Origin of the sequence: Winogradskyella bathintestinalis (assembly GCF_030407435.1) — a bacterium.
Lineage (GTDB): Bacteria > Bacteroidota > Bacteroidia > Flavobacteriales > Flavobacteriaceae > Winogradskyella > Winogradskyella bathintestinalis.
Genome location: NZ_JASDDK010000007.1, coordinates 61,097 through 73,342, shown reverse-complemented (window position 1 = coordinate 73,342; position 12,246 = coordinate 61,097). Strand labels below are relative to the sequence as shown.

The following is a 12,246-nucleotide window of genomic DNA, read 5'->3' as shown; positions in this document are numbered from 1 at the left end:
TATATGGTTTTTGCTTTATTAATTTAGTTACGCATCAATATTCGCATAAACAGCATTCTTTTCTATAAATTCTCTACGAGGCGGTACTTCATCACCCATTAACATTGAGAATACGCGATCTGCTTCTACTCCATTGTCAATTTGAACTAAACGCAACGTTCTAAATTCTGGATTCATAGTGGTGTCCCAAAGTTGTTCTGCATTCATCTCACCAAGACCCTTATATCGTTGAATTTTTGAGCTTTCGCCAAATTCTGCCATAATGGTATCGCGCTCCTTATCTGACCAAGCATAGCGTTTTTTCGTGCCTTTCTTCACTAAATATAAAGGTGGTGTTGCAATATAAATATGTCCATTTTCCACCAATTCTTTCATATACCTAAAAAAGAAGGTTAAGATTAATGTGGCAATGTGGCTACCATCAATATCGGCATCACACATAATCACTACTTTATGATATCTTAATTTAGAAAGATTTAAGGCTTTACTATCCTCTTCGGTTCCTATTGTAACACCGAGGGCAGTAAAAATATTTTTAATTTCCTCGTTTTCAAAAACTTTGTGAGTCATGGCCTTCTCCACATTAAGAATTTTACCTCTTAATGGCAAAATCGCCTGAAATTTACGATCACGACCTTGTTTAGCCGTACCCCCTGCAGAATCTCCCTCAACTAGAAAAACTTCACATTTTTCAGGATCTTGCTCAGAACAATCTGATAATTTCCCAGGTAAGCCCCCAATACTCATCACGGTTTTACGTTGTACCATTTCACGAGCCTTTTGAGCCGCATGACGAGCTTGAGCTGCCAAAATTACTTTTTGGACAATTGTTTTAGCATCATCTGGATTCTCCTCCAAATAATCGGTTAACATCTCTGAAACTGATTGACTCACAGCTGCCGAAACCTCTCGGTTACCTAATTTCGTTTTGGTTTGTCCTTCGAACTGTGGTTCTTGAACTTTTACCGAAACAATGGCGGTTAAACCTTCACGAAAATCATCACCAGAAATATCGAATTTCAATTTATCTAACATGCCTGATTCATCGGCATATTTCTTCAAGGTATGAGTTAAACCTCTTCGGAAACCAGATAGGTGTGTTCCACCTTCATGTGTGTTAATATTATTTACATATGAATGAAGATTCTCGGCATAAGACGTATTGTACACCATAGCTACTTCAACAGGCACTCCGTTTTTTTCACCTTCAAAAGAAATAACATCTTTCATAAGCGGTTCGCGGTTACCATCCAAAAATTTAATGAACTCGCTTAATCCTTCTTCTGAGTGAAATGTCTCTCCTTCAAATTCGCCTTCATCATTTTTGTGGCGCTTATCAATTAAATGAATTGTAATCCCTTTATTAAGGTAGGCCAACTCACGCAAACGACTTGCTAACGTATCGTAATTATACTCTAACGTTTGTGTAAAAATTGTTGGGTCTGGCTTAAAGGTTACAATCGTACCTCTTTTATCCGTGTCACCAACCTTCTTTACAGGGTACATCGCTTTACCACGTTCGTATTCTTGTTCCCAAATATCTCCTTTTCTATAAACTGTTGCTTTAAGATGCTCAGATAGTGCATTCACACAACTCACACCAACACCGTGTAAACCACCAGAAACCTTATAGGAATCTTTATCGAATTTACCACCAGCACCAATTTTAGTCATAACGACTTCTAATGCAGATACACCTTCTTTTTTATGTAAATCAACAGGGATACCACGTCCGTCATCTTCTGTAGTAATGGAATTATCTTCGTTGATAATGACGGTAATATTATCACAGTGACCAGCTAAGGCCTCATCAATTGAGTTATCGACTACCTCATATACTAAATGATGCAAACCACGTGTACCAACATCACCAATGTACATGGAAGGACGCATACGCACATGCTCCATACCTTCTAAGGCCTGAATACTATCTGCTGAATAATTATCCTTATTAAATTCTTCTCTCTTTTCGCTCATTATACTTTATATATAATTAAATTTATTTTAGCTTTTTCAAAAAACATCCCGCTACACTGCGGGATTAATCGGCACATTGTGAGGCTTTACGAATTCATTTAAAGACGCACAATGCTCATTAACAAATATACGATTTTAAAGTGCGTTTTAAAAGCTTTTTATGATTTGACACCGATAATTATCAACATTTGTTAATTAACAAAAAGTGGCTTAAATCGTCTATAAAACACCTTAAAATAGATTATAACAATTTATTATATGATGTGCCTCGCCCTTAAAACTTAAAATCCCGCAGAAGCGAGATTTTGAAATTTAATTTTATACAATTTAGACCAAAAAGCATCAATTTTTTATATTTAATACGCCTCGTCGTGCACATTCGCAATTGCTCTACCTGAAGGATCGTTCATGTTTTTAAAGGCTTCATCCCATTCTAAAGCCGTTGCGGTACTACAAGCTACACTTGCTTCTTGCGGTACACTTAATGCCGCCGCATCACTAAGGAAGTGCCCTTCAAAAATACTTCTGTAATAATACTCTTCTTTGTTTAAAGGTGTATTAATTGGATAACGGAATTTAGCATTGGTAAGTTGCTGGTCAGAAATTTCCTTTTCTACTAACTCTTTTAAAGTATCAATCCAGCTGTAACCGACTCCATCAGAAAACTGTTCTTTTTGTCGCCAAGCTACGCTTTTTGGAATCATATCTTCAAAGGCTTTGCGAATCACCCATTTTTCCATGCGTTCTCCGTTGATCATTTTATCTTGTGGGTTGATACGCATGGCCACATCCATAAATTCTTTATCTAAAAATGGTACACGACCTTCAATTCCCCAAGCTGCTAAACTCTTATTAGCTCTTAAACAATCGTACATGTGAAGTTTTTCTAATTTACGAACCGTTTCTTCATGAAACTCTTGTGCACTTGGTGCTTTATGAAAGTATAAATACCCTCCAAACAATTCATCAGCTCCTTCACCAGATAATACCATTTTTATACCCATAGACTTAATAACCCTTGCCATTAAATACATAGGTGTGGAAGAACGAATCGTCGTAATATCATAAGTTTCTATATTATATATAACATCTTTTATAGCATCTAGTCCTTCTTGGATTGTGAATTTAATCTCGTGATGCACGGTACCGATATGATCGGCAACTTTTTTTGCCGCAGCCAAATCTGGAGAGCCTTCTAACCCAACAGAAAATGAGTGCAATTGTGGCCACCATGCCTTTTCTTTATCATCTGCCTCAACTCTTCTTTCTGAATATTTTTTCGCAATTGCAGAGGTTACGGACGAATCTAAACCTCCAGATAATAATACGCCGTAAGGCACATCACTCATTAATTGTCTATGCACTGCATCTTCTAAAGCTTCCTTTACTTCAGCAATGCTCGTTTCATTATCTTTTATAGCATCGTATTCTGACCAGTCGCGCTTATACCATTTTACAAACTCCCCATTCTTACTAGACATGTAATGTCCTGGAGGAAATAACTCAATTTTAGTACAAATACCTTCTAACGCTTTTAATTCTGAAGCCACATAAAAGGTACCGTTTTTATCCCAGCCGATATACAAAGGAATAATTCCCATATGATCTCTAGCGATAAAATATTCATCCTTTTCAACATCATATATTACGAAACCAAAAATACCATTCATTTCATCCACAAAGTCAACTCCCTTTTCCTTATATAATGCTAAAATCACTTCACAGTCACTTTCTGTTTGAAATTGATAATCTGGAAATTGAGTACGCAATACTTTATGGTTATATATTTCACCGTTAGCTGCTAAGATTAATTTTTTATCTGGACTAAATAAGGGTTGTTTTCCCGAAGCAGGATCTACAATCGCTAAGCGTTCGTGAGCCATAATTACTTTATCATCACTATAAATACCACTCCAGTCTGGTCCACGGTGACGAATTGATTTTGCCATTTCTAAAACTTGAGGTCTTAACTCTTCAACGTGTTGTTTTATATCAAACGCACATACTATTCCGCACATAACTTTATGTTTTAATATTGAATTTAAATCTGTTTTATTATTAATTATAAAGCAAATATGACTTTAAACTTTCAAATTATAAACACTAAACACAATAATAGATTCAAATTAAAACTCAAATACACAAAATTCTTATTATTGTTAAGAATTTGAGTTTATTTTTCGCCATTCACTTCTAATCTGTAAATTTTAATATTTAATTTCGACTATATAGTTTTAGAACTACTAATTTTAACAAAACCAATTTTTAAATTATGAAACATTTCAAACTAATTACCTCACTTACTTTTGTGTTAACCCTATTATTTTCGGTTAATGTTACCGCTCAAAAATTTTCAGATGTAGATAAAAGCCCTATGGATATGGCTTCTTTCCCAGCGGATTATAAAAATTCCGACAAAGTCATAAAAATCACCTATAGTCGTCCACAATTAAAAGACCGTTCTATAGAAGAATTAGCTCCAGAAGGTAAAGTTTGGAGAACCGGCGCTAATGAGGCTGCCGAATTAACGCTTTACAAACCAATGAAATTCGGTGATACAACAATTGAGCCTGGTTCATATACATTTTATGTTATCCCTGGTGAGAAAGAATGGACAGCTATTGTGAGTACAGATCTGAATGTTTGGGGTAGTTATTTTTATAACGAGAAAAACGATGTTGCTCGCTTAAATGTACCAGTCACTAAAGGAAAAGAATCTTTAGAAGCATTTTCTATCGCATTTGATAAAACAGATAATGGTGCTGATATGTATTTAGGCTGGGGAACCGTTAGAGTTGCAGTACCTTTTATGTTGTAATTATTAGACCTGAGTTATGAAAAAAGTTTCGATTGTTATTAATAACAATCGAAACTTTTTTTTGATATATTTTATAAAGAAGTTCAGAACTTAGAACAATATCTTTTCCACATCACTAATCCTCACACTAACTTTAAGGAATATTTAAATATTTGTGCGTTTGTAGTGATACTTTCCATTTCGGATTCGCCATAACATAATCTACGATCTGAGGCATCATTTTATCGCGTTTACTCCACTCTGGCTGTAAATACAAAATACAATCTTTATTGACTTTAGCGGCTTGTTCTTCTGCAAATTTAAAATCGTCCTTATTATAAATAATACATTTTAGTTCATGTGCTTTATTATAAACCTCGTCTGTTGGTAATTTCATTTTTTTAGGTGATAAACAAATCCAATCCCATTCGCCTGTTAATTTATAGGCCCCAGAAGTTTCAATATGCGTTTGCACACCTTTAGCTTTCAATTGCGCCGTTAGTGGTCCCATATCCCAAGTTAACGGTTCACCACCAGTAACTATAATAGTATCGCTATGTTTTATAGCGTTTTCTACAATTTTTTCAGTTGCTGTAGGAGGATGTAATTCTGCCAACCAGCTCTCCTTAACATCGCACCAATGGCAACCTACATCGCAACCACCAATTCGCACAAAATATGCAGCTGTCCCCTTATGAAACCCTTCTCCTTGAATGGTGTAAAACTCTTCCATTAAAGGCAGTAATAACCCTTTATCTATTAACTCTTGTCTTTCTCTTCTCGTCATAAGAGTGCAAAGATAGTTATTTAGTTTACAGTTACAGGTTATAGTAAAAGAATCGTAATTTACCATTATCGCCATTTTTAAAAAAACTCAAAAACGATAGGAAAACTATTCAGAAATCTAACAGTAATCTCAATCATAAATAAATTTCATAATGTAAGTGACTTGTGATATGATTTTCAGTCTTAAACATATTATAAAAATTCAAGCCTCATCTCAACATCACTTTTTTTTCGTTGCAATCTGTAATTGAGCCTAAACACTATTTTATACTTGATAAAAATTACATTATTTTTATCGAAATTTTCTAACGAATGAAAAATCCTGAAGCTTTCATAAGTGACATTAATGAAGGTAATACGTTTAAAGGAGACTATATTACCTTTGGTTCGGCAATGCTGAATGGCGAAACACTAAGTAATACTTTTGTAAATATTCCTTTAAAAACCATGAATAGACATGGATTGATTGCAGGAGCCACTGGCACTGGCAAAACAAAAACCTTGCAAGTGTTGGCCGAAAATTTATCCGAAAAAGGAGTACCAGTTTTATTAATGGACATAAAAGGAGATTTAAGTGGCTTAGCCCAACCAAGTCCTGGACATGTAAAAATTGATGAACGCCATGCTCAAATAGGTTTACCCTTTGAGCCTAAATCCTTTCCTGTAGAGGTAATGACGTTATCTGAACAAGATGGTGTAAGATTACGAGCCACAATTAGTGAATTTGGCCCTGTCTTAATTTCACGAATTTTGGATGTTACTGAAACACAAGCAGGAATCATATCCGTAATTTTTAAATATTGTGATGACAATCATTTGCCCTTATTAGATTTAAAGGATTTTAAGAAAATATTACAATATGCAACCAATGAAGGTAAGGCAGAGTTTCAAGAATCTTATGGCAGGATTTCTACCGCTTCAACAGGAGCAATTCTTAGAAAAATTATAGAAATTGAACAACAAGGGGGTGATTTATTTTTTGGAGAAACCTCGTTCGACACACAAGATCTATTACGTACTGATGAAAACGGAAAAGGTTACATCAACATTATAAGGCTAACAGATATCCAAGATAAACCAAAATTATTTTCGACATTTATGTTAAGTTTATTGGCTGAAATATATTCTACTTTTCCTGAAAAAGGAGATAGCGAACGGCCAGAACTTATAATGTTTATTGATGAAGCACATTTAATTTTTAATGAAGCCTCGGGTGCGCTACTAAACCAAATTGAAAGTATTGTAAAATTGATTCGTAGTAAAGGAGTGGGCTTATATTTTGTAACTCAAAACCCTACAGATGTACCAGAAGCTGTCTTAGGACAATTAGGTTTAAAAGTTCAACATGCTTTAAGAGCCTTTACTGCAAAAGACAGAAAGGCCATAAAATTAACAGCTCAGAATTATCCTGACACCGATTATTATGATACCGCCGAAGTCTTAACATCCTTAGGCATTGGGGAAGCTTTGGTTTCTGCCTTAGACGAAAAAGGAAAACCAACACCTTTAGCTGCAACCATGATGCGCGCACCGATGAGCCGAATGGATATTTTAACTGAAGTTGAACTTGCAAATTTGTTAGCACAATCGAAATTAGCCCGTAAATACAATAAAGAAATCGATAGGGAAAGTGCTTACGAAATGCTTAATAAGAAAATTGAACAAGCCGAAGCTGCGGAAGCCAAACAAAAAGCCAAGGAAGAAAGAGAAGCTTTAAAACGTGCTGAGCGTAATAGAAATTCAGCCTCAACCCGGAGACGCAGTACCAGACAACATCCATTAATAAAAGTACTCACTAGTGCAACTGTAATTCGCGGCGTTCTAGGCATACTAAGTAAAATGATTAAATAGAACATAATTCCCCTAAACTTAAAAATGAAAAACACCTTTATCGTTACGCTTTTTTGCGTATTACTTATTATTAGCTGCTCTAATGATAATTCAAAACACCCATTTACCGTTGCCAATCAACAGATTGGCTTACTTACCGACTCTACGCAAGTTAAAGAACTCGATGCCATTTTCAAAAATGATTCTGTCGTTCGGTACCTTTCTGGAGATGAATTTATAGGCTCCGTAAATACCATAGAAATTTTTGAAAAAGGAGGTAAGAAACTCCTAAACTTATCGCCTAAAAAGGCTTTAGATTCAACGTCTGTAATTAAAAGTGTAAATATTATTGATTCTCGTTTTAAAACAGAAAAAAATATCTCTATATTAAGCACGTTTAAAGATATTAAAGCGGCTTATAAAATTTCAAGTGTAAGTAATTTGATCAACGTTATTGTGATCTCTGTGGATGAAATTAATGCTTCATTTACTATTGACAAAAAAGAATTACCAGCAAGTATGCGTTTTGATATGGATATGGCTATTGACCCTATTCAGATACCAGAAAAAGCTAAAATCAAATATTTTATGATTCATTGGTAAATCATTCAATATTTTTATTTAATTATTATGCAGAAAAAATATAAAATTCAAAATTCACCTTTTGTAGTTCCAACTGGCGATGGTAAAATTATAAGAGAACATTTTGGTAATGCTACTGACGACAATTCTGAAATTAGTATCGCACATATGGTTGCTCCTGCGGGTTGGTCAGAACCTTTTCAAACCCCTGAATTTGATGAATACACTTTTATTATTAAAGGGAAAAAACAATTTGTAATTGAAGGAGAGACAATAATATTAGAAGCCGGACAATCCATTAAAATTGAAAAACATACCAGACTGCAATATTCAAATCCATTTACGGAACCTTGTGAGTACTTAGCAATATGCTTACCCGCATTTTCAATTGAAGCCGTAAATAGAGAAGCCTAAATATATGAGTAGTTTTGTGGTTAAATCTATTGGTAGAGTACTAAATATTACGAGTTTAATCTCGTCTAGAATGGCATCAAAAAAAGCCATATCCTTATTTGCTTCACCTAGAAAAGGACGATATAATGACGAACAAAAACGTGTTATAGAGTCTGCATTTTTTGAAGAAGTAAATTATAAAAATATGGAAATTGCTACCTATCGTTGGGTTGGCAAAGGAAAAACCATTCTGCTAGTACATGGCTGGGAAAGCAATACTGCCCGCTGGGAATACATATTAAAAGATTTAAAAGCACAAAATTATAATATAATAGCTTTAGATGCGCCGGCGCACGGTAGATCTGACGGTAAACAATTTAATGCCGTTTTATATTCTGAGTTTATAAACGTCGTGGCTAAAAAGTTTAAACCCGAAGTTTTAATTGGCCACTCTGTCGGTGGTATGGCAAGTATTTTTTGTGTACACCACAATCAATTACCCTCTGTTAAAAAAATGATTTTATTAGGAGCACCTGCCCATTTTACGGGGGTTTTTGACCGCTATAAATCTATGATGGGTTATAATAAGAGGATTTCAAGTGGTCTAGACGCAATCGTATTAGAACATTTTAAGCAACCTGTATCCTATTTTTCAGCGGCGAACTTCACCGCATCTATTAAAGTTAAAGGCCTCATTGTTCATGATAAAAATGACCGTATAATTCCTTACGAAGACGGACAACTTATTGCTAATCGTTATGAAAATTCTGAATTTATTACAACGACAGGATTTGGTCATGGACTTAAGGACGCTTCATTAACTCCAAAAATTATTGAGTTTATTAATCACTAAACTTTATTGTATTTTTACAACATGTCACAAGAATTAAAACGCTTAAATAAATACCTCAGCGAAGCCGGATATTGTTCTCGTAGAGCAGCTGATCGCTTAATTGATGCTGGTAGAGTTACTATTAACGATGTGGTACCTGAAATGGGAACCAAAGTTGCGACAGAAGATGTTGTAAAAGTTGACGGCGAAATTATCGGCGAACGCAAACAAGCCTTTGTCTATTTAGCGTTTAACAAACCTGTTGGCATAGTATGTACCACCGATACCCGCGTCGAGAAAGATAATATTATCGATTACATTAATTATCCCAAACGTATTTTTCCGATAGGACGGTTAGATAAACCCAGCGAAGGACTAATTCTTTTAACGGATGACGGTGACATAGTGAACAAAATTTTACGCGCAAGTAACAATCACGAAAAAGAATACATTGTCACTGTAGACCAGCCCATTTCTCAAACATTTATAGAACGTATGTCAGGAGGAATTTATTTAGAAGACTTAGGAAAGCGTACTAAAAAATGTAGCGTTAAAAAGATAGATAAATTTACTTTCAGTATAATTTTAACACAAGGTTTAAATAGACAAATTCGAAGAATGTGTGAATACCTTAATTATGAGGTGCAAACTTTAAAGCGTGTTAGAATAATGAATATAAAATTGGATATGCCTCTAGGAAAATATCGAGAATTAACTAAGGAAGAATTTAATACTTTAAGTGAATTGATTAGCGAATCCATAAAAACATTCGATCCTAACCAACTCAACCCTAGAAAAGATAGAGGTTAATTACGTCTTAATTAGTGCATAGCTATCTTATACTTTTTTGAACTTAAAAGCAACCACTTACTATTTTCTCTCCGTTTTTAAAATTAACAATCAGCTGTTGTTTTCTGAGTAATTCTTATATTTCACATCAATTTCAATAATTGTAACATGACTAAACTCACACCTTTTCACCTAGCGATTCCTGTACACAACCTTTCAGAATGCAGAAAATTTTACTCTAATGTTTTAAACCTTGAAGAAGGACGAAGTAGCGATCATTGGGTCGATTATAATTTCTTTGGTCACCAATTAGTTATTCATTATAAGGAAAAAACTGCTGAAGGGTCTCACACGAATTCTGTCGATGGAAAAAACGTTCCTGTACCACATTTTGGTGTTGTTTTAGAATGGAACGTTTTTCAAAACTTTGCCAGGTTATTAAAGTCCCAAGGTATCGTATTCATCATTGAGCCCTATATCCGTTTTGAAGGGGAGGTTGGCGAGCAAGCTACTATGTTTTTCGAAGATCCCTCAGGAAATGCTTTAGAATTTAAGGCTTTTAAAGATATGAGTCAATTGTTTGCTAAATGATTTCTACCCTTTTTAGTAATATAAAATGGCAGATAAATCAATAAGAATAGAGGAATGATAATTAGCTGTCCCACTAAAATATAATACGGCCATTCCCCAAAGTAATCTAATAAAGATGCTGATTTTGGTTTTTCATTTAAATAAAAATAATTTGCATCTAAAAGATAATTCAGAAGTATCATTAGACCAACATATCCCTGAAGAGCAAATAGCGATTTAAATAGACTTTTTAATGTTGGCCTCATCTTAAAAACATAGATAAAATAGAAGATCACTGAGAGTAATCCCAAGTGGACTACCCAGTATCTAAAATAATCGAAACTTGGAAAGCCATTGGCAATATCTGGAGTAATAACCCCTTGAAGTGTGCCACCAATAATCCAAAATAATAAAATTTCGAACATCCAATATTTACGATAATGTGTAAAAATTGGGATTAGCAACGCTATGAAACTACAAAGGTAAAGTGGTAAATCAGTTTTAAAATTATAATTATCGAAAAGCATTCGATAGACATGGAAAACAATAACCGTCACAGATATACACCATGCTAATCTATGGATGGCAATCTGTTTTTGAATTAAATTAAATTTACGATTAGAATATTTGACCAGAAGAAAAGCAAACACAGCGGCAAAAACAATAGGAATTATATGTTGTAAACTACCTATGGTTAACCTTGCGTAAACGATAATTAACCACATACAATCCATAGAAAGTTAAAACCTATTATTCTTTCGATGTTGTTCTCTAGCCAATAACGTGTTTTTCAATAACATTGCAATAGTCATAGGACCAACTCCACCTGGAACTGGTGTTATATAACTCGCCTTTTCACTCACCTTATCAAAATCTACGTCACCCGTAATATAGTACCCTTTTTCAGAATCGTCTAAAACTCTAGTAATACCAACGTCAATTACCACTACATCATCCTTTACCATTTCTGCTTTTAAAAACTTCGGAATACCTAAAGCTGAAATTATAATATCAGCTTGTGATGTAATTTGTGTTATATTTTTGGTATGACTATGTGTTAAGGTCACTGTTGAATTCCCAGGGAAACCTTTTCTCCCCATCAAGATACTCATAGGACGCCCTACAATATGTGAGCGACCGATAACCACAGTATGTTTTCCTTTGGTCTCAACGCCATAACGATCTAGTAATTCTAAAATTCCGAATGGAGTTGCCGGAATAAAAGTAGACATATCTAAAGCCATTTTCCCAAAATTCATAGGATGAAATCCATCCACATCTTTATTAGGATCCACAGCCATTAACACCTTTTGTGTATTTATCTGAGGTGGCAATGGCAATTGAATGATAAAACCATCAATATCATCGTTATTATTTAATTCGTCAATCTTATCTAATAGCTCTATTTCACTTGTAGTGTTTGATAAACGCACCATCGTAGATTCGAACCCAACACGTTCGCATGCCCTCACTTTACTTCCAACATAAGTTAAACTCGCTCCATCATTACCAACAATAACAGCGGCTAAATGAGGAACCTTTTCCTCATTCGCTTTCATCTTATCGACTTCAGCTTTAATTTCGTTTTTTATGTCGTTACTTACTTTTTTTCCGTCTAAAATTGTCATGCTTTTGGTTAATGTTTTCTCGCAAAGACGCTAAGGTGCAAAGCTGTATATGATTATATTTT

Annotated in this window: 12 protein-coding genes; 7 read left to right on the top strand and 5 right to left on the bottom strand. The window is 34.6% G+C overall.

Features of this window, described 5'->3' with window-relative positions; translation table 11 throughout:
• Positions 1–27: 27 nt before the first annotated feature.
• Positions 28–1,977 carry a DNA topoisomerase (ATP-hydrolyzing) subunit B gene (gene gyrB / locus QMA06_RS14695; protein WP_290207658.1) on the bottom strand — a complete coding sequence of 650 codons (1,950 nt, stop codon included), beginning with the start codon at positions 1,975–1,977 and terminating at the stop codon, positions 28–30.
• Between the two features lie 356 nt (positions 1,978–2,333).
• The gene (gene asnB / locus QMA06_RS14690; protein WP_290207657.1) at positions 2,334–3,995 is read right to left on the bottom strand and encodes an asparagine synthase B; all 1,662 of its coding nucleotides are present in this window, start codon (positions 3,993–3,995) and stop codon (positions 2,334–2,336) included.
• Between the two features lie 254 nt (positions 3,996–4,249).
• On the opposite strand from asnB, the gene QMA06_RS14685 reads away from it, so the two are divergent.
• The gene (locus QMA06_RS14685) at positions 4,250–4,795 is read left to right on the top strand and encodes a DUF2911 domain-containing protein (RefSeq protein WP_290207656.1); all 546 of its coding nucleotides are present in this window, start codon (positions 4,250–4,252) and stop codon (positions 4,793–4,795) included.
• Positions 4,796–4,928: 133 nt separating this feature from the next.
• Here QMA06_RS14685 and QMA06_RS14680 read toward each other — a convergent pair whose 3' ends face one another.
• Positions 4,929–5,561 (bottom strand): 7-carboxy-7-deazaguanine synthase QueE, encoded by a 633-nt coding sequence (locus QMA06_RS14680; RefSeq protein WP_290207655.1) that lies wholly within the window; start codon positions 5,559–5,561, stop codon positions 4,929–4,931.
• A gap of 311 nt (positions 5,562–5,872) precedes the next feature.
• Here QMA06_RS14680 and QMA06_RS14675 point away from each other — a divergent pair, with 311 nt between their 5' ends.
• The 6 genes from QMA06_RS14675 (at position 5,873) to QMA06_RS14650 (ending at position 10,577) form a co-directional block, all read left to right on the top strand.
• A complete protein-coding gene (locus QMA06_RS14675) occupies positions 5,873–7,411 on the top strand; it encodes a helicase HerA-like domain-containing protein (protein WP_290207654.1) in 1,539 nt (512 codons plus the stop codon).
• Between the two features lie 24 nt (positions 7,412–7,435).
• A complete protein-coding gene (locus QMA06_RS14670; RefSeq protein WP_290207652.1) occupies positions 7,436–7,993 on the top strand; it encodes a hypothetical protein in 558 nt (185 codons plus the stop codon).
• A gap of 27 nt (positions 7,994–8,020) precedes the next feature.
• Positions 8,021–8,386 (top strand): cupin domain-containing protein, encoded by a 366-nt coding sequence (locus tag QMA06_RS14665; RefSeq protein WP_290207651.1) that lies wholly within the window; start codon positions 8,021–8,023, stop codon positions 8,384–8,386.
• A 70-nt stretch (positions 8,387–8,456) separates the two neighbouring features.
• On the top strand, positions 8,457–9,218 hold the full coding sequence (locus QMA06_RS14660) for an alpha/beta fold hydrolase (protein WP_290207650.1): 762 nt from the start codon (positions 8,457–8,459) through the stop codon (positions 9,216–9,218).
• Between the two features lie 21 nt (positions 9,219–9,239).
• Positions 9,240–10,007 (top strand): pseudouridine synthase, encoded by a 768-nt coding sequence (locus tag QMA06_RS14655; protein ID WP_290207649.1) that lies wholly within the window; start codon positions 9,240–9,242, stop codon positions 10,005–10,007.
• A 147-nt stretch (positions 10,008–10,154) separates the two neighbouring features.
• The gene (locus tag QMA06_RS14650) at positions 10,155–10,577 is read left to right on the top strand and encodes a VOC family protein (protein WP_290207648.1); all 423 of its coding nucleotides are present in this window, start codon (positions 10,155–10,157) and stop codon (positions 10,575–10,577) included.
• On the opposite strand, the gene QMA06_RS14645 is transcribed toward QMA06_RS14650, so the two are convergent.
• Positions 10,559–11,281 carry a YwaF family protein gene (locus QMA06_RS14645; RefSeq protein ID WP_290207647.1) on the bottom strand — a complete coding sequence of 241 codons (723 nt, stop codon included), beginning with the start codon at positions 11,279–11,281 and terminating at the stop codon, positions 10,559–10,561. The two genes, QMA06_RS14650 and QMA06_RS14645, sit on opposite strands and share 19 nt — an antisense overlap.
• A gap of 15 nt (positions 11,282–11,296) precedes the next feature.
• The gene (locus tag QMA06_RS14640; protein WP_290207646.1) at positions 11,297–12,184 is read right to left on the bottom strand and encodes a bifunctional 5,10-methylenetetrahydrofolate dehydrogenase/5,10-methenyltetrahydrofolate cyclohydrolase; all 888 of its coding nucleotides are present in this window, start codon (positions 12,182–12,184) and stop codon (positions 11,297–11,299) included.
• Positions 12,185–12,246 lie beyond the last annotated feature (62 nt).

Coding starts and splice junctions, on each gene's coding strand:
- QMA06_RS14640 (WP_290207646.1), bottom strand. CDS start 12,184: ATGACAATTTTAGACGGAAAAAAAGTAAGTAACGACATAAAAAACGAA.
- QMA06_RS14645 (WP_290207647.1), bottom strand. CDS start 11,281: ATGTGGTTAATTATCGTTTACGCAAGGTTAACCATAGGTAGTTTACAA.
- QMA06_RS14660 (WP_290207650.1), top strand. CDS start 8,457: ATGGCATCAAAAAAAGCCATATCCTTATTTGCTTCACCTAGAAAAGGA.
- QMA06_RS14665 (WP_290207651.1), top strand. CDS start 8,021: ATGCAGAAAAAATATAAAATTCAAAATTCACCTTTTGTAGTTCCAACT.
- QMA06_RS14670 (WP_290207652.1), top strand. CDS start 7,436: ATGAAAAACACCTTTATCGTTACGCTTTTTTGCGTATTACTTATTATT.
- QMA06_RS14680 (WP_290207655.1), bottom strand. CDS start 5,561: ATGACGAGAAGAGAAAGACAAGAGTTAATAGATAAAGGGTTATTACTG.
- QMA06_RS14655 (WP_290207649.1), top strand. CDS start 9,240: ATGTCACAAGAATTAAAACGCTTAAATAAATACCTCAGCGAAGCCGGA.
- asnB (WP_290207657.1), bottom strand. CDS start 3,995: ATGTGCGGAATAGTATGTGCGTTTGATATAAAACAACACGTTGAAGAG.
- QMA06_RS14650 (WP_290207648.1), top strand. CDS start 10,155: ATGACTAAACTCACACCTTTTCACCTAGCGATTCCTGTACACAACCTT.
- gyrB (WP_290207658.1), bottom strand. CDS start 1,977: ATGAGCGAAAAGAGAGAAGAATTTAATAAGGATAATTATTCAGCAGAT.
- QMA06_RS14675 (WP_290207654.1), top strand. CDS start 5,873: ATGAAAAATCCTGAAGCTTTCATAAGTGACATTAATGAAGGTAATACG.
- QMA06_RS14685 (WP_290207656.1), top strand. CDS start 4,250: ATGAAACATTTCAAACTAATTACCTCACTTACTTTTGTGTTAACCCTA.